The organism is Tenacibaculum aquaeponti (assembly GCF_052084715.1).
Lineage (GTDB): Bacteria > Bacteroidota > Bacteroidia > Flavobacteriales > Flavobacteriaceae > Polaribacter.
Map to the genome: position 1 here is coordinate 1,808,413 of NZ_CP197288.1, position 25,334 is coordinate 1,833,746.

A 25,334-nucleotide genomic window follows, 5' to 3' on the forward strand; every position below is an offset into this window, starting at 1 on the left:
TATTGTTCTAAAGCTTTTTTAAAGGTTTATTAATTATTACAAAAGAAACATCTCTTAATACAAAGTATAAGACACTAAAAAAAACTTAGTTAAAATTGGTAAACAAAAATTAATCATTTAATAATAGCAATTTGTGATGAACAATAAACTAATTTTTAATATTTACTTTTGTAAAAAATTGCTTTAAACTTTTTATATAATTGGAAAAGGCTCCTAACTAAGGGAAAAAGTATAATATAAACACATAATCATATATTCAATTTCACTAATGTTATTAATAAAAATAATACTTTTCAGTATTGCTATATTTCAAGGAATGATTATTGGTTTTTTACTTTTAAAATCACCTTTTTTTAAAAGTAAATCTAACAAGTTTCTTGCTTATGCTCTTTTTTCTGCATCATGGGTTTTGTTAGATATAATATTAGAAATTTCTAATTCATATAAACTGTTTCCTTACCTTAAAGTCATAGAAACATTAGACGCTCTATTACTATTTCCAACTTTTATATTACTTTTTGTAATTCATCAGGTAAAATCGCCTCAAAGAAATTCTAAAAAATTATTATGGCTGTTTATACCCACAGCTTTTATTGTAATAGTATTGGCTTTTTTTAATTATTTCTTTAATGATTTTAAAGATCTAAATGAAACCAATATGTTATTAGCATTTCTTTTAATTGGTTTATTATATATTATTACTCTTTCTTTTATTCCGTATTGTTTAATTAAAACATACAAATACATAAAACTTTCTATTTATAAAGAAGAAAAACAATGGTTATTAAAGTTATGGAAATTTGAAGTTTTTTTATTAGTAATGGTAATGCTTTTATTCGTTATAAGTCCATTCGTAGTTGATTTGACAGCAAGTATAATACAATTAATAGCACTATTTGGAACGCTGTTTATTCATTGGATTGCTTATTCTGGAGTTTATAAATTGAAATTAAAAAGCGACAGGGAAAAAATTAGAGCTCTACTTACCAATAAATTTTTTAACGCTAATAAATTTGAAAACATAAAAGAAAAATCTTCGCTACCAAAACCTCACAACAATGAAACAAATAATAAAGAAGATTTAAAAGTGACTATAACTAATTTAAACATAGAATCACATAAACAAGAATTCAAAACTAATGAATATACTTCAACCTTATCAAAAGAAAATATTTATTTCAAAAGATTAGAAGATCTTTGTTTAAATGAAAAAATATATAGAGATAATACATTAGACAGAAATAAAGTAGCTAAAATGCTAGGCATTAGCCCTAACTATTTTTCTCAAATTATCAATTCTGAAACAGGGAGTAATTTTACTACCTATATCAATCGATATAGAGTAGAAGATGTGAAAAAGATTATTTTAAACAAAGAGTTTGAAAACTATAGCTTATTAGCTATAGGTCTTGAATGTGGCTTTTCTTCTAAAACAACATTTCATAATTCATTTAAAAAAATTACAGGTATGACTCCAAATGCTTATAAAAGTATACATAAATAGGTTTCAATTTGTACGATTCGGTCTTTTTAAAACCTCTTACTTACATCTTTTATAGAGTTTTGCTGTAGAAAAATTAAAAATCTATAGTAATGGAAATTTCAAAAAAAGAAAAAAACACAACTTACCAAACAATTGTACTTTTTACAATATTTATGATTTTATTACTTGTAAATTGTGATAAAAGCGAACCTATTTCAGATTCATCGTTATCAGATGAAATTAGTAATCAAAAGTACGTTGATATTTTAGAAAGTAAACTATCAAATTTACCTGAAGGAGCCCAAGTAGCTATCGCGCTAATTAAAGGAGATAAAACCGAATATATTGGAGTTATTAGAGAGAATGATGAGTTAAAGGTAAAAGACAATACAAATAGTATATTTGAAATTGGCTCAATCACCAAAGTATTTACTAGTATAAGTCTATCAAGTATGATACATAGTAATGAAGTTAGTTTATCTGAAACTTTACAACAGCAATTTGACTTTCCTGTATTAGCTGGTGGAGATGTTACTTTTAAGCAAATGGCAAATCATACATCTGGCATACCTCGATTACCAAACAATATAAGTGAAATTGTAGGCTTTAATCCAGAAGATCCCTATGCAATTTATACTTACGAAAATTTGAAAAGTTATTTACAAAACCATGTAGTTCTTAATAACCCTAGTGGTACTGTTTATGAATATTCTAATATCGCAACAGGTATTTTAGGATACTCTTTAGCTAGAAAACGAAATACAACTTACGAAGAGCTATTACAAGATCTTATTTTTAATCCATTAGGTATGAATAGTAGTACAACATTACTAAATAACGTTGATGCTTCTAGGTTAGTAGAACCAAGAGATATTAATGGAAATATTAAATCGTATTGGAATTTCGCTGAAATCATAACGGCAACTGGCTCAATAAAATCTTCTGTTAGTGATATGGAAAAATTTATTCGTAAAAACTTTGAAAATGACGCCATCTACAATCTACCACAACAAAAAACATTTAAAAAAGAAACAGATCAGCATGTAGGTTTAGGGTGGGGAATTAGTGATCATGAAGACTTTTCTTTATTACAACATGATGGTGGCACAGGAGGTTTTTCATCAATACTTTTTATAGATAAAAGTAATGAAATAGGTGTTTTAGTTTTAATTAATGTAGAGGAATATCATGAAACAATAGTCCCAATGGCTACTAATTTTTTAATTGAATTAAAAATTCAAAATTAAATAAAGGAAAAAATGAAAACGATTATTGTCTTTTATTATCATTTTTAACCATTCAGTATGAAAATATTCAGAATATATCCATAATTAATACCTCATATATTAAAGTAAAAAGTTATCAAAATATACAATTATATCTTTTCTAAACTTAAAAGAAGTTAAAAAACTGATATTCAAACAGAATATCTATATGTATTGTATATAATTTACCTACGAATTTGAACATAGCTTTAATACAAGTCAATTAAGCTACACTATTGATAAAACTATTGGAGATAATATTATTGAAGATATTTGTCTGAGACACTGTAATCATTAAAACAAAGATGATATTTAACCACAATTATGACGGATTCAAATAAATCTGAATCCGTCATAATTACTAAAGATAGCCTTAGTTGACAACTAACTCTTATAAACATTTAAAATTGTAACCTAACACATATACTACATCCCACATAAATAACAATTAAATATGAAAAAGGCCGGATTACTATTAATAGTATTGACTTTTACAGTTATTACACATGGACAAACTTTAAAAATTCAAGGAGGAACATCGATATCAAAACTTAATTGGAAACTATCAGGGATTAATGACAATTCTTTTTATACCCAAACATTAATCGGATACTCCATATTTGTTGGATTAGATTATTTCGACAAACAGTATTTCAATCTTTCTAGCAACATTGGAATGATTAGAAAAGGTGGTAAAGATGAAATTCAACTTACCAACCAATTTGGGGAATTTACGGGACAGATAGTTACAGAGAAACCATCACTGGATTATTTATCAATTAATACTACGATTGATTTCAAGTATAAAATAAAAGAGAATATTTCTCCATTTATAAGTTTTGGACCTCGATTTGATTATTTAATAAATAGTAGCACGCATTTTGAAAGCCTTAAAGATATTAATGAGTTAAAACGCACATCGCTTGGATTAATTTTTGGTGGAGGATTAAAATATGACACTTCAAACTTTCAACTTGGATTGAGAGCAGATTACTATTTAGATTTTACAAAAGTTGCAAATTGGGAAACTGAAAATACTACAAATGGTAGAGAAGTAACCATAGATACTTTTACTATAAATTTGACAATTGGATATAGACTTAAATAATAGCTGATGCCAACACTATGGCATAAAATATTCTTCAGACAGTACTATATTAAAATCAAAAAACACTTAATAAAAAACTAACAAACTTACGTTTCAAGCCATCACTATTATAAAGAAAACATACTAATTACAAAGTGTAGTTAAAAAGAAAAACAAAATTATGCAAAAACAAATTTTAATAATAGTTATTATTCTAGTCACTATTTTTTCTTGTAACAAAAAACCTAACCAAGAAAACTTTTCAGTAAATGGAACATGGAAATCAATTGGTTCAGGTTGGGTTTTGCAAATCATAGATAGCACAAATTATAGTTTTTTTGACGTTACTAATATTTCTTGTTTACCAAGTAGAAAAGGGAGTTTCAGAGAATTACAAAAATCATTAACTTTAAAAAATGACACACTTGAATTAAAGAAAGGAGTTATTACATATAAATTCACAAAAAGTAATCAAATAGAATTATGCAAAACTCAAACTGACCTTAAAAATAAAAATCCTATTTATAATTTTGAAGTATTTGCTGAAACTGTTAAAGAACATTATGCTTTCTTAGAGCTAAATAATATAAATTGGCATAATATATATAATCAGCAAAAGAAAAAGTTAACGAAAAGATCAACAGATGTTGAGCTATACAACGTAATTAATGAAACATTAGAAATACTTAATGATAATCACGCCTTTCTTGAAGCTACTGATGAAGTTTATAAATTATTAGAAAGTAAATCAGAACAAATAGAAGAAACTGAATCAAAACAACTCCCTGAGTATGGAGATTTTCAAGTTGCCCAAATGGTAGCAGAACATCATTTGATTCAAGAAATGACAAAAGATTCTTGGTTAATTCAATGGGGAAAAATGACTGACAACATCGGATTTATTCAAGTTAAAGCGATGTGGTTATTTGCAGATTTAAATATCCCAAAACAATTAATTAACGACATAGGATATGTAGATGCCTATGTGAGAACTTTTCATAAAATGTATGAAGGAAACTATATTGAAAAAGAAATTGCTGGAATATCTAAACAATTAGACAAAATAATGAAAGATCTTTCTGAAATGGAATCTATAGTTATAGATGTTCGGTTCAATGGTGGCGGTCAAGATGCCGTAAGTTTTGAGATATTGAGTCGATTTATTTCAAAAGAAAAACTGCAAATAGCAACCCAACAATTAAGAAATGGTAATGAGCTAACAAATGTACTCCCTTTATACATCAAAGGAACTAAAAATGCATATAACAAACCTGTTTATATTCTAACATCTCAACAAACAGGAAGTGCTGCAGAAGCCTTTTCTATAGCAACATTGGCAATGGATAATACAAAAAGAATTGGCTCTAAGACATCAGGAGCAATGTCAACAGCATTAGAAAAGACACTTCCAAATGGTTGGTCTTTTGCAATTTCAAATGAAATATATATGGATAATAATGGTAAAGCTTATGAAAACATTGGAATTCCAGTTGATTACGAGTTAAATTACCCCAAAGACAGACAAGCTTTTTTCAGGAGTATCGTGAATGATTTAGATATTGACAAAAAAAACATATTAAAAGCAATTAGCGTGTTAGAAAAAAAATAACGCTTTTAACGTCTAACAAGAATAATATGGCCTTTATGAGAAAATCATAATCTTAGTAATTAAAACTAAACGAATATGAATACAGGTATAAAAAAACGGATTGTCCATAAACAATCCGTTGATTTTAAAAGCTCAAGCTTAGTAGCGGGAACAGGACTCGAACCTGTGACCTTCGGGTTATGAGTTCGAAGAATCACCTTTTTTCTCGCTATTTTATGCTTTAATCTTATAAAATCGTTTACGATATTGTTTACTGTAAATTAAACATTATTATTAAACAAATATAGAATAATTATCTGGTAATACTACAACATTATGTATAGTAAAACATTATGTATATGAAAATTGTTTATGTAGGATAATTACTAAATTTTATCGTAATTTACTTTACATAATAATTATTAGGTTTTTTAAAAAACTCGACATTATATTGTTAACTTATAACAAAATTGCTCTTTAATATATGATTTTATTAGATAAATTAGTACAAATGTAAACATATTCCAAATAAAAAGGAATAAGACTATTCTTAACTTCAATTTTGGTTTATAGTTATACTTCTTACTGAATCAATCTGTACTAAAATTAAAGAGTTATATAACACTAGAGCTTAAAAGTACCTTTTTTAATCTTTGTAAAATTAGTTTCTGTTATTAGGAATTTTATTCATCTTCTATTTTAAATTCTTTATCTAAATTATTAAATCTTTCCTTCCATCATAAGTAAAATGTGATAGCTTTCTTTTTAATTTTAGTAATTAAACAGTTAAAATTTATAGTTTTAATGGCGGGTTTCTACCCTCTATTTAATAATTACAATTTTGTAATACCTATGTTTAAGAAATTAGCGTTAAGTGTTCTACCTCCTGCATTAATAACGTATTATATATTAATAATATCATTATCATTTAAAGGGTACATTAATGTTCCTGTAGTTCCCCAAAAATCTTGATTTGGTATACTAGCAAAACCTCTAGATAGATAACCTTGCCTAACACCATTTATAAACACAGCTAATATAAATTTTATATCCCCACTTGGCATATTAGTAGTTGATAATTCACCAGAAATTAAATAGTTTCCTTTTTTTAAAATGGTAACTTCTCCAGTCCCAGTTACGTTATATAATACGCGGTATAATAAATTGTATATGTATTGTACTAAGAGGCAGATTAAAAAAGTTATTTGTTGCTGTTGGAAAATTTCCGTCATCCCTGTTTAGAATTAAGGTTTTACTTTCAATTCCTATAGCTCTCCAAACATTACCATCCCATATTTTAGTTATCGAATTATTAGTATCTGTATTATCAAACCAAACATCGTTTTTTAATGGATTTATTGGCTGAACATTAGATGTTGTTACTTGATTATTTCTAACTGTATTAATAGTTCCTTTGTTATCAATCATTCTAATTTCCTGAGCCTAAACAACTTGAAACATTAAGATAAAGATGTAAACTTATTTTTTCAAAAAATCTATATTTTATTGTTGAATTTTAACAACATTAATTTTTTTATTTCATTTGATTTTATTCGACATATTTTTAGAAACGTACTCATATTTCAAATTAAAAGGAATAAAACAAATAGAGCAAACAACACTATGTATTTTGAGACACTATCCCAAAAAGTGTGTAAGTTCAAAATATCAGGGTTAAGGTTTTAAATCTTAATCCTGTCTTCAAATATAGCCAAAAACTGGTTAAGAATAATCCCCCAGTTTCTAACGGGCATTGTCCATTTTTTTGTACTCTGTCTTAAAGCCAAGAACACAGATTTAATTACAGCTTCATCTGTTGGGTATGAGAGTTTATTTTTGGTGTATTTTCTAATTTTCCCATTTAGATTTTCGATTAGGTTTGTGGTATAAATTATAGTTCTAATTTCAACAGGGAAGTCAAAGAACACCGTAAGTTCATCCCAGTTATTTTCCCAGCTTTTTATGGCATAAGAGTACTTTGAGTTCCATTTGATTTTAAAGTCTTCTAAAGCTGCTTTAGCGGCTTCTTTAGTGGGCGCTGTGTAGATTTGCTTCATGTCAAGAGTAAAAGCTTTTTTATCTCTCCACACGACATATCTACAAGAATTTCTAATTTGATGAACTACACATATTTGAGTAGTAGAATTAGGGAAAACTGTTTTTATAGTATCAGTAAAGCCATTTAAATTATCGGTAGCTGTTATCAATATATCCTGAGTTCCTCTAGCTTTAATGTCGGTTAATACGGTCATCCAAAAAGCAGACGATTCATTTTTACCCAACCATAAGCCTAGCACTTCTTTCTTACCATCTGTTCTTAAGCCTACTGCCATATAGATGGTTTTATTGATAACCTTAGAGTTTTCTCTAACTTTAAAAACAATACCATCCATCCAAACAATTAAATAAGTAGCTTCTAATGGTCTATTCTTCCAAGCTATTATATCATTGGTGATTTTATCTGTAATTCGAGATATAGTAGAACTAGAGATATTAAAACCGTAAAGTTCTTTTATTTGATCTTCAATGTCACTAGTACTCATTCCCTTGGCATATAGGGATATGATGATATTCTCAACTCCATCAGAGGTACTTTCTCTTTTCTTGACAAGCATAGGGTTAAAACTGCCTTCTCTGTCTCTAGGAACTTGTATCTCTGTTTCGCCTAGTGAGGTTTTTAATTTCTTTTTAGAATATCCGTTGCGAACATTCCCAGTGCTACTTTTCTTATGTTTTTCATAGTCTAAATGAGCATCTAATTCTCCTTCTAGAATCTTTTCTATACCACGTTTATGAAGCTCTTCTAGAAAACTAGTTAATTCTGAACCGTTACTGAATTGTTTTAAAAAGTCATCGTTTAATAAATCTTCTGGTTTCATCTTTGCGTAAAATTTTAAAATTAATTATTTAAAAAAAATATCGGGGTTGAATTCAACCCCGATATTTTTAAAACTTACACAGTTTATGAGATACTACCTATTTTGACATAGTGCTGTAAGGGGGGGGGACCTTATTTGCTCTAAAGTATTTAAAGTATAATTTTTAAAAAATTAATAAGGAGCAAAAGCGATATAATATGTATTATACCGGGGGGAACTTTTGCTCACTAATTGTACTTTTAGAATCCCAATCAAATGAAATAAAAAAATCCAGTTAAATTTAATTCTTCAAAATATAAAAAGTTGATCTTCTATTTATCTGATGCTGCTTTTCAGAACATTTATTTATATTAATATCACTACAATTATTTAATAAAATATCCTCTCCATAACCTTTAGCACTTTGAATTCTATTAATTGATATACCTCTCGATATTAAATAATCTCGAGTTGATTTAGCTCTTTTATCGGACAAGCTTCTATTATATTCTTTAGATCCTCTACTATCTGTATGTGATTCAATTTTTATTACCATATTAGGATGATTTGTCATTACAGAAACAATATGTTCTAACTCATATTCAGCATCTTCTCTTATGTTAAATAAATCAAAATCAAAATATATTGGATTAATTACAATTTGATTTTCAACAATCAATGATTCTAACTGTATATTTTTGTTTATAATTTTTTTATCAACATCTCTTGTTATTACATCGGCTTTAGTGTGTTTATAATCATCTTTAGAAGCTACTACTGTATATTTTTTTTCACAGTCTAAGTACTTAAATGAATAACCTCCACTTTCATTTGTTAATTGTTCTTTAACCGGTTCACCATACTCATTTATCAATCTAACTTTAACATTATTTAATGGTTTATTAGTATTTTTTTCAGTAACAAAACCTTGTATGTCTTCCTTACATTTATAAATTACAAAGCTATATACATCATCATCTCCTTTACCTCCTTTACGATTTGAAGAAAAATAACCTTTTGTGTATTCTTTATTAATTACAAACGCAAAATCATCAAATGGTCCGTTTATAGAAGCCCCTACATTAACAGGTTTAGTATAATTACCGTTTTCAAATTTGGTTTCAAAAATATCTAAAGCCCCCAAACCTAAATGTCCATCAGAAGCGAAGTATAAAGTATTGTTTACATCAATAAATGGAAACATTTCTCTAGATTCAGTATTAATATTCTTACCTAAATTTTTTGGTTCTCCAAACTTATTATCTTCTAAAAGATCTACTTTATAAATATCTGTACCTCCAAATCCATTAGGCATATCAGAAACAAAATAAAGCGTTTTTTCATCTAAGCTTAATGCTGGATGACCACATGAATAAGAATTACTATTAAAAGGCAATTCTATAATATTGATCCATTTATTATCTTTTTTTTCTGCTTTATAAATTTTTAAATGAGATATTCTATTTTCATCTCCTTTTAATTTTTTCCCATCAAAATTATCTCTGGTAAAATAAGCTACATTTCCATCTTTTGTTAATATCAAATTTGATTCATGATATTCTGAAGTAAGATCATTAATCAATTCAGGGGTAGCAACATCGAGATTTTCATAATTATGATTAACTTGGTATATATTCAAATATGGTTGATTATTCCATTTATAAAGTTTTTTATTTTTACTTAATGGTTTTGATGATGAATAATAAAGTTTATCGTTATAAATAAATCCTCCAAAATCAGAAAAAGCTGTGTTACTTGACAGGTTTTTTACTTCTATAAAAGTTTTTGGCTTATTAGAATACTCAATAAAATAATTTTCATTATTCTCCAACGCAATTGCTCTACTATCTTCCTTTAAAGTTTTTAATTTTAATAACCATCTGTCAGACTCATTAATTTTCCCATTAGACTTTAAGGTTTGTGCATATCTAAAAATATGTTCCGATGTAGCATCTGAATAATATTTATTCATTAAAGCTTCATAAAAAATTTCAGCTTCATTATATTCTGAATTAAAATAATAAGAATCTGCCAACCTACTTAAAACCAAATATGTGTCATCACCTTTATTATATATTGACTTATATAGTTCTGCAGATTTTTTATAAGCAAATTCTTTGAAATATCTATCCGCCGCATACTTTCTTTGACCAAAAGCTAAAGACGATAGTAACATTAATATTAAAACTATTATTTTTTTCATAATTTAACTTTATAGGGTTTAGAAGAATCTAGGTGATTTAGGAATTAAATCTTTAAATATTTCCCAACGTAACATTAACTCATATGTGCCTGAATTATAATTACTATAATTTGATGTTGTTAAATCATATGCAAACCCAATATGTAAGTTTTCTGATGCTTGAATACCTAAAAGTGCACTAATAGAATCATCCCATCTCCATGCTAATCCAGCATTAAATTTTTCTTTAATTAAAAAATTAGCAGAAATATCTAATGAAAGGGGAGCACCATTAACTACTTTTGTTAAAACTGCAGGTTTAAATTTTAAATTTTCATTTAAATTAAATACATAACCTCCTATGAAAAAAAAGTGCATTCGCTCTTCTGCAATATCTCCTCCATTAAAGTTATCGTTATAATGGTTTGTTTTCAAAAAATTAGGTATAGCACCTCCCAAATACCATTTATCTGTGTAGTAGTAAACACCTGCACCAATAGTTGGTAAAAACCTACTAACATTTCCTTGTAAACGTTTATCATTTACATTTTGTACTAAACCTCTATCCCAATCAATATTTAAATGTCTACCACCTAACTTTAATCCAAATGATAAATTTCCTTCATTACTAGTTCTTATCGAATAAGAAACATTTGCATCTAAATAAATTTCCTTTGATGGTCCAATAATATCATTAGTCAAATTAATTCCTAAACCTACTCCGCTATAACCTAGTGGAGTATCATAACTTAAAGTCTGTGTGTCTGGTGCTCCATCAACACCAACCCATTGGGTTCTAGCTAAAACATTAATAACAGTATGTCCATTAGAACCTGCATAAGCAGGGTTTACACTCATAGTGTTATACATGTATTGTGTATACTGTGGATCTTGTTGGGCATTTCCCTTAATGCTGGAGAACAATAACGAAAACCCGATTATAATATATTTAATTTTCATATTCTATTTTTTATCTATTAATATATAACCAACCAACCTTCGGTTTAGATCCATTACCTAAATCAAGTACATAATAATATGTTCCTGTTGGTAATTTCTCATTTACTTGTATTGTTACTCTTCCATTTGAAGTACCATTCCACGTATTATCATAACCAGATTTCTTATATACAAGGTTACCCCATCTATTAAATATTTCTAATCTGTTGTTAGGAAAACTCTCTATACCTCCAATTACAAATAAGTCATTATCACCATCATTATTTGGAGTAAATATGTTGTAAATAATTACATCATCATTTTCTAATGGAACTATTGTTGGGTTATCATTTGTAAGACTTTCAAAATCTGATAAATCTGAAACCTCTTCATCATTAGAATTAAAACCTATACAAATAGCTTGATTAGACACAAATCCATTATTTAGATCTTCTTGAGTTATTGTATATATCGCTGAGTATGATGTAGAATCTGATTCACCAGGTAATAAAACTTCTATTACATTTCCTGTAAGGATTATATTAGGTAATTGATCATCTACACTTACATCAAATAAAGTTGTGTTCCCAGTGTTTACCACTGTAAAATAATAACTTATTGTCTCACCTTCTTCAGTTATACCATTGTTGTTTTCATCATTAAACTCTGCTGTCTTTATGATAGCAACACTTGAAACTAAATTTAAACCTACAACAGTAGGGTCATCTGGCTCTCCATCTGAGTTTGCATCTGTATTGGTCGGATTGTTCGGATCATCTGAATCATCACTCACACCTGTACCCGATGGACTGCTTCCTGAAACTGTAGCCGTATTGACTACCGAACCTGAATCAACATCTGATTGTAATAAAGTATAACTCGCTGTATATGTCCACGTCTCATCTACTTCTAATAAATTGTTGCTGTTTGTATCTCCACTTACAGGACCTGATACAACTCCTCCTAATAGAGGATCGTTCAATACAACACTACTTAAAGTTACGTTTCCTGTATTACTAACCACAAACGTATAGTCAATACTATCTCCAGCTTGTAAGCCATCTCCGCCATCATTTAAAACACCAACCTTGGTAATACCAATGCTTGGACTCTCTGGTAAACCTACAACAGTAGGGTCATCTGGCTCTCCATCTGAGTTTGCATCTGTATTGGTCGGATTGTTCGGATCATCTGAATCATCACTCACACCTGTACCCGATGGACTGCTTCCTGAAACTGTAGCCGTATTGACTACCGAACCTGAATCAACATCTGATTGTAATAAAGTATAACTCGCTGTATATGTCCACGTCTCATCTACTTCTAATAAATTGTTGCTGTTTGTATCTCCACTTACAGGACCTGATACAACTCCTCCTAATAGAGGATCGTTCAATACAACACTACTTAAAGTTACGTTTCCTGTATTACTAACCACAAACGTATAGTCAATACTATCTCCAGCTTGTAAGCCATCTCCGCCATCATTTAAAACACCAACCTTGGTAATACCAATGCTTGGACTCTCTGGTAAACCTACAACAGTAGGGTCATCTGGCTCTCCATCTGAGTTTGCATCTGTATTGGTCGGATTGTTCGGATCATCTGAATCATCACTCACACCTGTACCCGATGGACTGTTTCCTGAAACTGTAGCCGTATTGACTACCGAACCTGAATCAACATCTGATTGTAATAAAGTATAACTCGCTGTATATGTCCACGTCTCATCTACTTCTAATAAATTGTTGCTGTTTGTATCTCCACTTACAGGACCTGATACAACTCCTCCTAATAGAGGATCATTCAATACAACACTACTTAAAGTTACGTTTCCTGTATTACTAACCACAAACGTATAGTCAATACTATCTCCAGCTTGTAAGCCATCTCCGCCATCATTTAAAACACCAACCTTGGTAATACCAATGCTTGGACTCTCTGGTAAACCTACAACAGTAGGGTCATCTGGCTCTCCATCTGAGTTTGCATCTGTATTGGTCGGATTGTTCGGATCATCTGAATCATCACTCACACCTGTACCCGATGGACTGCTTCCTGAAACTGTAGCCGTATTGACTACCGAACCTGAATCAACATCTGATTGTAATAAAGTATAACTCGCTGTATATGTCCACGTCTCATCTACTTCTAATAAATTGTTGCTGTTTGTATCTCCACTTACAGGACCTGATACAACTCCTCCTAATAGAGGATCGTTCAATACAACACTACTTAAAGTTACGTTTCCTGTATTACTAACCACAAACGTATAGTCAATACTATCTCCAGCTTGTAAGCCATCTCCGCCATCATTTAAAACACCAACCTTGGTAATACCAATGCTTGGACTCTCTGGTAAACCTACAACAGTAGGGTCATCTGGCTCTCCATCTGAGTTTGCATCTGTATTGGTCGGATTGTTCGGATCATCTGAATCATCACTCACACCTGTACCCGATGGACTGCTTCCTGAAACTGTAGCCGTATTGACTACCGAACCTGAATCAACATCTGATTGTAATAAAGTATAACTCGCTGTATATGTCCACGTCTCATCTACTTCTAATAAATTGTTGCTGTTTGTATCTCCACTTACAGGACCTGATACAACTCCTCCTAATAGAGGATCGTTCAATACAACACTACTTAAAGTTACGTTTCCTGTATTACTAACCACAAACGTATAGTCAATACTATCTCCAGCTTGTAAGCCATCTCCGCCATCATTTAAAACACCAACCTTGGTAATACCAATGCTTGGACTCTCTGGTAAACCTACAACAGTAGGGTCATCTGGCTCTCCATCTGAGTTTGCATCTGTATTGGTCGGATTGTTCGGATCATCTGAATCATCACTCACACCTGTACCCGATGGACTGCTTCCTGAAACTGTAGCCGTATTGACTACCGAACCTGAATCAACATCTGATTGTAATAAAGTATAACTCGCTGTATATGTCCACGTCTCATCTACTTCTAATAAATTGTTGCTGTTTGTATCTCCACTTACAGGACCTGATACAACTCCTCCTAATAGAGGATCGTTCAATACAACACTACTTAAAGTTACGTTTCCTGTATTACTAACCACAAACGTATAGTCAATACTATCTCCAGCTTGTAAGCCATCTCCGCCATCATTTAAAACACCAACCTTGGTAATACCAATGCTTGGACTCTCTGGTAAACCTACAACAGTAGGGTCATCTGGCTCTCCATCTGAGTTTGCATCTGTATTGGTCGGATTGTTCGGATCATCTGAATCATCACTCACACCTGTACCCGATGGACTGCTTCCTGAAACTGTAGCCGTATTGACTACCGAACCTGAATCAACATCTGATTGTAATAAAGTATAACTCGCTGTATATGTCCACGTCTCATCTACTTCTAATAAATTGTTGCTGTTTGTATCTCCACTTACAGGACCTGATACAACTCCTCCTAATAGAGGATCGTTCAATACAACACTACTTAAAGTTACGTTTCCTGTATTACTAACCACAAACGTATAGTCAATACTATCTCCAGCTTGTAAGCCATCTCCGCCATCATTTAAAACACCAACCTTGGTAATACCAATGCTTGGACTCTCTGGTAAACCTACAACAGTAGGGTCATCTGGCTCTCCATCTGAGTTTGCATCTGTATTGGTCGGATTGTTCGGATCATCTGAATCATCACTCACACCTGTACCCGATGGACTGCTTCCTGAAACTGTAGCCGTATTGACTACCGAACCTGAATCAACATCTGATTGTAATAAAGTATAACTCGCTGTATATGTCCACGTCTCATCTACTTCTAATAAATTGTTGCTGTTTGTATCTCCACTTACAGGACCTGATACAACTCCTCCTAATAGAGGATCGTTCAATACAACACTACTTAAAGTTACGTTTCCTGTATTACTAACCACAAACGTATAGTCAATACTATCTCCAGCTTGTAAGCCATCTCCGCCATCATTTAAAACACCAACCTTGGTAATACCAATGCTTGGACTCTCTGGTAAACCTACAACAGTAGGGTCATCTGGCTCTCCATCTGAGTTTGCATCTGTATTGGTCGGATTGTTCGGATCATCTGAATCATCACTCACACCTGTACCCGATGGACTGTTTCCTGAAACTGTAGCCGTATTGACTACCGAACCTGAATCAACATCTGATTGTAATAAAGTATAACTCGCTGTATATGTCCACGTCTCATCTACTTCTAATAAATTGTTGCTGTTTGTATCTCCACTTACAGGACCTGATACAACTCCTCCTAATAGAGGATCATTCAATACAACACTACTTAAAGTTACGTTTCCTGTATTACTAACCACAAACGTATAGTCAATACTATCTCCAGCTTGTAAGCCATCTCCGCCATCATTTAAAACACCAACCTTGGTAATACCAATGCTTGGACTCTCTGGTAAACCTACAACAGTAGGGTCATCTGGCTCTCCATCTGAGTTTGCATCTGTATTGGTCGGATTGTTCGGATCATCTGAATCATCACTCACACCTGTACCCGATGGACTGCTTCCTGAAACTGTAGCCGTATTGACTACCGAACCTGAATCAACATCTGATTGTAATAAAGTATAACTCGCTGTATATGTCCACGTCTCATCTACTTCTAATAAATTGTTGCTGTTTGTATCTCCACTTACAGGACCTGATACAACTCCTCCTAATAGAGGATCATTCAATACAACACTACTTAAAGTTACGTTTCCTGTATTACTAACCACAAACGTATAGTCAATACTATCTCCAGCTTGTAAGCCATCTCCGCCATCATTTAAAACACCAACCTTGGTAATACCAATGCTTGGACTCTCTGGTAAACCTACAACAGTAGGGTCATCTGGCTCTCCATCTGAGTTTGCATCTGTATTGGTCGGATTGTTCGGATCATCTGAATCATCACTCACACCTGTACCCGATGGACTGCTTCCTGAAACTGTAGCCGTATTGACTACCGAACCTGAATCAACATCTGATTGTAATAAAGTATAACTCGCTGTATATGTCCACGTCTCATCTACTTCTAATAAATTGTTGCTGTTTGTATCTCCACTTACAGGACCTGATACAACTCCTCCTAATAGAGGATCGTTCAATACAACACTACTTAAAGTTACGTTTCCTGTATTACTAACCACAAACGTATAGTCAATACTATCTCCAGCTTGTAAGCCATCTCCGCCATCATTTAAAACACCAACCTTGGTAATACCAATGCTTGGACTCTCTGGTAAACCTACAACAGTAGGGTCATCTGGCTCTCCATCTGAGTTTGCATCTGTATTGGTCGGATTGTTCGGATCATCTGAATCATCACTCACACCTGTACCCGATGGACTGCTTCCTGAAACTGTAGCCGTATTGACTACCGAACCTGAATCAACATCTGATTGTAATAAAGTATAACTCGCTGTATATGTCCACGTCTCATCTACTTCTAATAAATTGTTGCTGTTTGTATCTCCACTTACAGGACCTGATACAACTCCTCCTAATAGAGGATCGTTCAATACAACACTACTTAAAGTTACGTTTCCTGTATTACTAACCACAAACGTATAGTCAATACTATCTCCAGCTTGTAAGCCATCTCCGCCATCATTTAAAACACCAACCTTGGTAATACCAATGCTTGGACTCTCTGGTAAACCTACAACAGTAGGGTCATCTGGCTCTCCATCTGAGTTTGCATCTGTATTGGTCGGATTGTTCGGATCATCTGAATCATCACTCACACCTGTACCCGATGGACTGTTTCCTGAAACTGTAGCCGTATTGACTACCGAACCTGAATCAACATCTGATTGTAATAAAGTATAACTCGCTGTATATGTCCACGTCTCATCTACTTCTAATAAATTGTTGCTGTTTGTATCTCCACTTACAGGACCTGATACAACTCCTCCTAATAGAGGATCATTCAATACAACACTACTTAAAGTTACGTTTCCTGTATTACTAACCACAAACGTATAGTCAATACTATCTCCAGCTTGTAAGCCATCTCCGCCATCATTTAAAACACCAACCTTGGTAATACCAATGCTTGGACTCTCTGGTAAACCTACAACAGTAGGGTCATCTGGCTCTCCATCTGAGTTTGCATCTGTATTGGTCGGATTGTTCGGATCATCTGAATCATCACTCACACCTGTACCCGATGGACTGCTTCCTGAAACTGTAGCCGTATTGACTACCGAACCTGAATCAACATCTGATTGTAATAAAGTATAACTCGCTGTATATGTCCACGTCTCATCTACTTCTAATAAATTGTTGCTGTTTGTATCTCCACTTACAGGACCTGATACAACTCCTCCTAATAGAGGATCGTTCAATACAACACTACTTAAAGTTACGTTTCCTGTATTACTAACCACAAACGTATAGTCAATACTATCTCCAGCTTGTAAGCCATCTCCGCCATCATTTAAAACACCAACCTTGGTAATACCAATGCTTGGACTCTCTGGTAAACCTACAACAGTAGGGTCATCTGGCTCTCCATCTGAGTTTGCATCTGTATTGGTCGGATTGTTCGGATCATCTGAATCATCACTCACACCTGTACCCGATGGACTGCTTCCTGAAACTGTAGCCGTATTGACTACCGAACCTGAATCAACATCTGATTGTAATAAAGTATAACTCGCTGTATATGTCCACGTCTCATCTACTTCTAATAAATTGTTGCTGTTTGTATCTCCACTTACAGGACCTGATACAACTCCTCCTAATAGAGGATCGTTCAATACAACACTACTTAAAGTTACGTTTCCTGTATTACTAACCACAAACGTATAGTCAATACTATCTCCAGCTTGTAAGCCATCTCCGCCATCATTTAAAACACCAACCTTGGTAATACCAATGCTTGGACTCTCTGGTAAACTTACAACAGTAGGGTCATCTGGCTCTCCATCTGAGTTTGCATCTGTATTGGTCGGATTGTTCGGATCATCTGAATCATCACTCACACCTGTACCCGATGGACTGCTTCCTGAAACTGTAGCCGTATTGACTACCGAACCTGAATCAACATCTGATTGTAATAAAGTATAACTCGCTGTATATGTCCACGTCTCATCTACTTCTAATAAATTGTTGCTGTTTGTATCTCCACTTACAGGACCTGATACAACTCCTCCTAATAGAGGATCGTTCAATACAACACTACTTAAAGTTACGTTTCCTGTATTACTAACCACAAACGTATAGTCAATACTATCTCCAGCTTGTAAGCCATCTCCGCCATCATTTAAAACACCAACCTTGGTAATACCAATGCTTGGACTCTCTGGTAAACCTACAACAGTAGGGTCATCTGGCTCTCCATCTGAGTTTGCATCTGTATTGGTCGGATTGTTCGGATCATCTGAATCATCACTCACACCTGTACCCGATGGACTGCTTCCTGAAACTGTAGCCGTATTGACTACCGAACCTGAATCAACATCTGATTGTAATAAAGTATAACTCGCTGTATATGTCCACGTCTCATCTACTTCTAATAAATTGTTGCTGTTTGTATCTCCACTTACAGGACCTGATACAACTCCTCCTAATAGAGGATCGTTCAATACAACACTACTTAAAGTTACGTTTCCTGTATTACTAACCACAAACGTATAGTCAATACTATCTCCAGCTTGTAAGCCATCTCCGCCATCATTTAAAACACCAACCTTGGTAATACCAATGCTTGGACTCTCTGGTAAACCTACAACAGTAGGGTCATCTGGCTCTCCATCTGAGTTTGCATCTGTATTGGTCGGATTGTTCGGATCATCTGAATCATCACTCACACCTGTACCCGATGGACTGCTTCCTGAAACTGTAGCCGTATTGACTACCGAACCTGAATCAACATCTGATTGTAATAAAGTATAACTCGCTGTATATGTCCACGTCTCATCTACTTCTAATAAATTGTTGCTGTTTGTATCTCCACTTACAGGACCTGATACAACTCCTCCTAATAGAGGATCATTCAATACAACACTACTTAAAGTTACGTTTCCTGTATTACTAACCACAAACGTATAGTCAATACTATCTCCAGCTTGTAAGCCATCTCCGCCATCATTTAAAACACCAACCTTGGTAATACCAATGCTTGGACTCTCTGGTAAACCTACAACAGTAGGGTCATCTGGCTCTCCATCTGAGTTTGCATCTGTATTGGTCGGATTGTTCGGATCATCTGAATCATCACTCACACCTGTACCCGATGGACTGCTTCCTGAAACTGTAGCCGTATTGACTACCGAACCTGAATCAACATCTGATTGTAATAAAGTATAACTCGCTGTATATGTCCACGTCTCATCTACTTCTAATAAATTGTTGCTGTTTGTATCTCCACTTACAGGACCTGATACAACTCCTCCTAATAGAGGATCGTTCAATACAACACTACTTAAAGTTACGTTTCCTGTATTACTAACCACAAACGTATAGTCAATACTATCTCCAGCTTGTAAGCCATCTCCGCCATCATTTAAAACACCAACCTTGGTAATACCAATGCCAGGATTTACTGGCATACCTATAATTGTGCTATCATTATAAGGATTACCATCTCCGTTTGCATCTGTAGCTCCACCATCATCATCTGAGGGAAAAGTAACGGTATCTGGATTACCATCTCCATCAAGATCTACTGCAAGACCTTGTGCTATTGCATTATTGCTAACGCTTCCGTTATCTAAATCTGCTTGAGTGACTGCATATGTAGCTGTTATTGTATTGTTAGTTGCACCTGGCGCTAGCGAAGCGATTGGATTACCTGATATTGTTAACCCTGGCATAGGATCTGATATTACTATATTATCTATGGCAATATTACCTATATTAGTAATGGTAAATACATAGGTAATGGTTTCTCCAACATCTGCAAAGCTGTTACCGTTTGCATCATTAAATGTTGCTGTTTTAACTACTGTTAATGCTGGATCTGGCACTTGTAATGAAGCCTCATTAGCCGCCACAAATCCTATATCTGACTGACCGCTAAACCTAACTATTAACCTATCTACTTGAGAAGCATTTGCTGTTGTTATACCCAAGGAAGCATAATCTAACGCCATCATTCTTATATCCCTAGAAGTGTTACTAGCTCCCGCCCATAAAGTTCCATCGGGATTAAAAATATCTAATATATATGTACCAAGAACCGGATACCCTAAAAAGGAAATTGAAACCTGATTACCAACAACATTACCTGAAGAATCTACAAACCATATCCTATCAACAGTAGATGATGGTTGTGCTATTTGATTAAATAAGAGATCTGGCACACCATCGTTAATTGTTGAAATATTAATAGCTCCTGGTTGCAACTGAAATGTTGTTTGACCTGCTGGTATGTTTGCGACTCCAGTGCCCAAGGCTAATCCTTTAACCCCATCTGTTAACCTTTGGGCGTATTCTTCTGAAGTTGCCGTTGCACCAGCAACAGGCGGAATTAAGTTTGCTACCGTGACAGTACCATCTATTCTTGCACCTTGCAAAAACAAACCACCTGTTGGTATACTTCTTATTGGCAATGATTTAAAGTTGGCCGGTGTAAAAGAAACACCATTTGCTGTTAAACTTGCATCATTTACACCTGTTGAGTAAACTGTTCCGTTCCATCTAAAAGCTGTTAAATTATTGTAACTATCAGGTCTGTTATTTCCTGTAGTTGCAACATTTGACGTCCAATAGCCATTCCAATCAGTCCATATTCTTCCGACTGAGGATTGAGCTGCTGCTTTTGACATACTTAATAAAAAGCATATCAAGAAAATAATTATTATTTCTCGAATGTCATTTTTTTTCATGTGGTCCCTCCTTTTTGTATTCTTTTATTAGATGGTACAAAAAAAAAAAACCTCTGAAAAACAAGATGTTGAAAAAAAAACAATAATACTTATAACATAAAAAACATATTAACACATGTTTTTTATGTTATAACTTAGTTCTATTATTTCTTAAGTAGTTTTCTGGTGTAGTCTTAACATACTTTTTAAAAGCATGAAAAAAATTTGTATAACTTGAAAAACCTAAATCAAATGCTAGGTCTTTTAAATTTATGTTTTCTGTTACAATTATATGTTTTGCCTTATCTATTTTGGTTTTTATTATGAATTGATAAGGTGTAATACCAACATACTTTTTAAATATATTTGAAAAATGTTGTGTACCCCATTGGGTTAATGTAGCCAACTCACTAATTTCAATTTTTTTATCTATATTATTTTGTATGTATTGAATTACGTTTTTAATGCTTAATGGTAGGTAATCTGTATTATTACTCTTCTCTAATACTAATTGAACTAAAATAGTTACATCTACAGATTTAAATGGTTTAACAATATAACCACTTGGTGATGTTTTTTTTACTTGATTTAATGTTTTATTATCTGTATATGAAGTTATATATATATAAGGACATAAATTTTTTGTTTCTATAAATTTTGCTAACTCTACTCCTGTTTTGCTTGAATCTAAATTTATATCTATTAACACGAGATCTGGCGTTTGAGCTAAAATAGCTTTTACTCCTTCTTCATATGTTGTTGCTCCTATAATAATATCATAATTAAATTCAGATAATATTTCTTTTAAATGTAATGCTACAATTAACTCGTCCTCTACAATTATAATTTTTTTACTCATTATTATAATTTTAAAATTAATTGATTAATAGTACCCATATTAGATGAAGTAATTTCTAAAGTTGCTTTTAATTGTAGTGAAAGTAAATTTACTAATTGCAATCCGAAACTATTACTTTGATTTTTTACATCATAACCTTTCCCATCATCTTTTATTTTTAATATAAATAAATCATTTTTATACTTTTTAAATTCTATGTGTATATTTCCACTACTATTAATAAATGCATATTTACATGAGTTTAAAATTAATTCATTAACTATCAGGCCAATAGTTATTGCTGTATCTATATTAATACTGGTATTTTGTATTGAAATATGAAATTTAATTTTTGATAACTTATTAGTATATATTTTCTTTAAATTATTAATAAGTTGATTTACATATACATCTAAACTAATAAATTCTAGATTTTGATTTTTATACAAGTTTTCATGAACCAATGCCATGGCTTCTATTCTAGACTGACTTTTACTTACAAACTCTTCAACACTAATATTATATTTTTTATTTGCTTGAAGATTTAATAGACTAGTAATTAATTGAAGATTATTTTTAACTCTATGGTGTACCTCTTTAATTAATATATTTTTTTCATTGAGGGTTTTGGTTAATTCATTTTTAGTTAATTCTAGTTTAACAATACTGTTTTTATAACTACTATTTAATTTTTCTTTTTTATTAGAAATGTTTTTTAAAATTAATGTATAAACAAATATTATAATAGTAAATATTACACCTATGAGTAATATTATATTTCTTGTTTTGACCTTTAATTCATTTTTTTGATTTTTTATTTTTAATTTTTCTATTTCAGAATTATCGATATATTTATCAAACTCTAATTGTAACTTTATAAGATCATTTTCTTTTTCACTTTTATAATTTTCATTTTGAATAGCCAAGTAACTATTTTTATATCTAAAGTAATTTAAAGTGTCTTTTATTTTTAAATAAGAATTAGTTAATTTAGAGTATAGCTCTTCTTCATTAATTTCAAAAACTATTTTATTTGTATGAGTTAAGTATTTTTCTGTTTCAATTAAATTTTTAATTGCTTTGTTATATTGTTTTAACTCAAAATAACAAAGTCCTAAATTGTACTTAGCTATATTAATAGATTCCTCATTTAAATTAAGGTCAATTATCTTATTACTTAAAGAAATACATTTATTATATTGATTTTTATAATAAGCTAAGTTTGCTATTCTGTTATTATTGTTTATATAATATAATCTACTTTTTTGGGCATCAAAGTAATTACTTGCTTGATTTAATAAAGTATCTGCTTTCTCAAATTTTTTCAATTTTACTTGGATTAGTGCAGCATTTGATTTTAAAATTGCAATACTTTGATCATCCTTTAATGCAAAAAACTTTTTATCAATAGATTTATTCGAATAATCTAGTGCTAAATCAGGCATATTTAACTTCATATAAAGCAAAGCTACTTCAGAAAAAACATTTGGTATATATATATATTTGTTAGTATTCTCGTATATAATTATTGCTTTTTTATAATTGTTTATTGCTTTTTTTAATTGTTTATTTCTAGTATTAATAGCTCCTAATAAACTATAGGCAAACCCAGCATAAAAATCTTGTTTTAAATTATCTGAAAAATCATTTTGTAAGTTTTGCTCTGCTTCAATATATTTTTTTTTAAAAAAAAGTATTAATGATTTATAGTATAACATTTCATTAATATATATTTTTTCCAAATTTTGTGGTAATTCAAAAAAATTTGCAATTATTTTTTCTGCGTTATTATAATCGCCATCATGTATTAAACTATTTGTCTTTAAAATCAAAGATTGAGCAATACCTTTTTTGTAGTTTGATTTTTCTGAATAAACAAAAATTGTATCAACTAAATCATTATAAGTTTTAATATCTGATTTACGCTTTTTTCTTGCTAGTTTATATAAGGAATCAATTTTTAAAGAAATATAGGATTCTTCCTGATTTTGACTATAAGTATTGCTTATAGTAATTAATACTAATAAAGTGATAATAAATTTACGCACAAAAACCAATCTTATATTCAAAACAAATATTATAAAAAAAGATTAATCAATTATAAATATTATTAAAAAAACTCTCAAATAAACAGGGGTTTAACTATACTTAATTACCTTAAATTCAGAATTTATAGTAACCACGAGAAGTTAGTTCAAAACGAATTTGATTTTCAAGAGGCATTTTAACATTTAACAATAATCGTAAAAAGATTACCATCTTATGCATTAAAAATTACTGTTAGTTCTCACCCAATGTTTTAACGAATCTATACATTTTAAGAATACTAAAATTAGCTTTAAAAGAAATTATTGCATAAGGGTTTTCCCACAGACAAATAACCCAAGAAGTACTTGTTAAAATCATTTATAAAATCAATAAAAAAAGAATTCCATATCTATTATTATTTTAAGAGATTATCGACTTATCTAAAAGAAGATGATATTGAGTATTAAATTATCAAACTAGCTTGACTCCACGGTTTTTTTAAATATTTGAATAAATTTAGACTAACCTTTTTATTAAGTTAATTAATATTTTGATAATGAGACTAGGTTAAATAATCATCTATTATATATAAATGATTTCTAATAATATTGATTCTATAAAAAATTGTGATTATCTGTAGATAATTTTATTAATAACCTTAAAGTTCTCTCTAACTTTAAATACAATACCATTCATACAATTAAATAAGTGGTTTCTAAAGGTCTATTCTTACAAGCTATTATATCATTGGTGATTTTATCCGTAATTCGAGATATAGTAGAACGAGAGATATTAAAACCGTAAAGTTCTTTTATTAGATCTTCAATATCACTAGTACTCATTCCCTTGGCATATAAGGATATGATGATATTCTCAACTCCATCAAAGGTGCTTTCTCTTTTCTTTATAAGTATAGGACTAAAACTACCTTCTTTATCTCTAGGAACTTGTATCTCTATTTCGCCTAATGAAGTTTTTAATTTCTTTTTAGAATATCCGTTGTGAGCATTACCTGTGATACTTTTCTTATGTTTTTTCATAGTCTAAATGAGCATCTAATTCTCCATCTAGAATCTTTTCTACACCTCGATTATGAAGTTCTTTTAGGGAACTGGTTAACTCTGAACCGTTACTGAATTGTTTTAAAAAAGTCGTCGTTTAATATATCTTCAGGTTTAATCTTTGTGTAAAATTTTAAAATTAATTATTTAAAAAATATCGGGGTTGAATTCAACCC

At 31.4% G+C, this 25,334-nt stretch carries 12 protein-coding genes, 1 tRNA gene and 1 pseudogene; 4 read left to right on the top strand and 10 right to left on the bottom strand.

The annotated features are described in order from the left end of the window. Positions 1-268: 268 nt before the first annotated feature. The 4 genes from ACSIGC_RS07990 to ACSIGC_RS08005 all read left to right on the top strand — a co-directional run bounded on the left by ACSIGC_RS07990 (position 269) and on the right by ACSIGC_RS08005 (position 5,444). The gene (locus tag ACSIGC_RS07990; RefSeq protein ID WP_442267600.1) at positions 269-1,504 is read left to right on the top strand and encodes a helix-turn-helix domain-containing protein; all 1,236 of its coding nucleotides are present in this window, start codon (positions 269-271) and stop codon (positions 1,502-1,504) included. Positions 1,505-1,593: 89 nt separating this feature from the next. Continuing rightward, on the top strand, positions 1,594-2,730 hold the full coding sequence (locus ACSIGC_RS07995) for a serine hydrolase domain-containing protein (protein WP_442267601.1): 1,137 nt from the start codon (positions 1,594-1,596) through the stop codon (positions 2,728-2,730). 472 nt (positions 2,731-3,202) lie between these two features. Continuing rightward, on the top strand, positions 3,203-3,856 hold the full coding sequence (locus ACSIGC_RS08000) for an outer membrane beta-barrel protein (RefSeq protein WP_442267602.1): 654 nt from the start codon (positions 3,203-3,205) through the stop codon (positions 3,854-3,856). Positions 3,857-4,016: 160 nt separating this feature from the next. Further along, a complete protein-coding gene (locus tag ACSIGC_RS08005; protein ID WP_442267603.1) occupies positions 4,017-5,444 on the top strand; it encodes a S41 family peptidase in 1,428 nt (475 codons plus the stop codon). A 142-nt stretch (positions 5,445-5,586) separates the two neighbouring features. Here ACSIGC_RS08005 and ACSIGC_RS08010 read toward each other — a convergent pair. From ACSIGC_RS08010 to ACSIGC_RS08055, 10 genes and pseudogenes are all read right to left on the bottom strand, one after another. After that, a tRNA-Met gene (locus tag ACSIGC_RS08010) sits at positions 5,587-5,654 on the bottom strand. A 671-nt stretch (positions 5,655-6,325) separates the two neighbouring features. Beyond that, complete coding sequence (locus ACSIGC_RS08015; RefSeq protein ID WP_442267604.1) at positions 6,326-6,655, bottom strand: hypothetical protein; 330 nt, start codon at positions 6,653-6,655, stop codon at positions 6,326-6,328. Next, a complete protein-coding gene (locus tag ACSIGC_RS08020) occupies positions 6,564-6,851 on the bottom strand; it encodes a hypothetical protein (protein ID WP_442267605.1) in 288 nt (95 codons plus the stop codon). Before ACSIGC_RS08020 ends, ACSIGC_RS08015 begins: the two co-directional genes overlap by 92 nt. A 254-nt stretch (positions 6,852-7,105) precedes the next feature. Beyond that, the gene (locus tag ACSIGC_RS08025) at positions 7,106-8,302 is read right to left on the bottom strand and encodes an IS256 family transposase (protein WP_442265948.1); all 1,197 of its coding nucleotides are present in this window, start codon (positions 8,300-8,302) and stop codon (positions 7,106-7,108) included. Positions 8,303-8,582: 280 nt separating this feature from the next. Further along, the gene (locus tag ACSIGC_RS08030; protein WP_442267606.1) at positions 8,583-10,484 is read right to left on the bottom strand and encodes an OmpA family protein; all 1,902 of its coding nucleotides are present in this window, start codon (positions 10,482-10,484) and stop codon (positions 8,583-8,585) included. An 18-nt stretch (positions 10,485-10,502) separates the two neighbouring features. Further along, a complete protein-coding gene (locus tag ACSIGC_RS08035; protein ID WP_442267607.1) occupies positions 10,503-11,423 on the bottom strand; it encodes a PorP/SprF family type IX secretion system membrane protein in 921 nt (306 codons plus the stop codon). 10 nt (positions 11,424-11,433) lie between these two features. After that, positions 11,434-21,192 carry a DUF7507 domain-containing protein gene (locus ACSIGC_RS08040; protein ID WP_442267608.1) on the bottom strand — a complete coding sequence of 3,253 codons (9,759 nt, stop codon included), beginning with the start codon at positions 21,190-21,192 and terminating at the stop codon, positions 11,434-11,436. 187 nt (positions 21,193-21,379) lie between these two features. Next, positions 21,380-22,090, bottom strand: a complete 711-nt coding sequence (locus tag ACSIGC_RS08045; RefSeq protein ID WP_442267609.1) for a response regulator transcription factor — start codon at positions 22,088-22,090, stop codon at positions 21,380-21,382. 2 nt (positions 22,091-22,092) lie between these two features. Continuing rightward, positions 22,093-24,117 carry a tetratricopeptide repeat-containing sensor histidine kinase gene (locus ACSIGC_RS08050; RefSeq protein WP_442267610.1) on the bottom strand — a complete coding sequence of 675 codons (2,025 nt, stop codon included), beginning with the start codon at positions 24,115-24,117 and terminating at the stop codon, positions 22,093-22,095. A gap of 616 nt (positions 24,118-24,733) precedes the next feature. Beyond that, a pseudogene (locus tag ACSIGC_RS08055) lies at positions 24,734-25,277 on the bottom strand (transposase); the annotation flags it as partial. Positions 25,278-25,334: the final 57 nt, after the last annotated feature.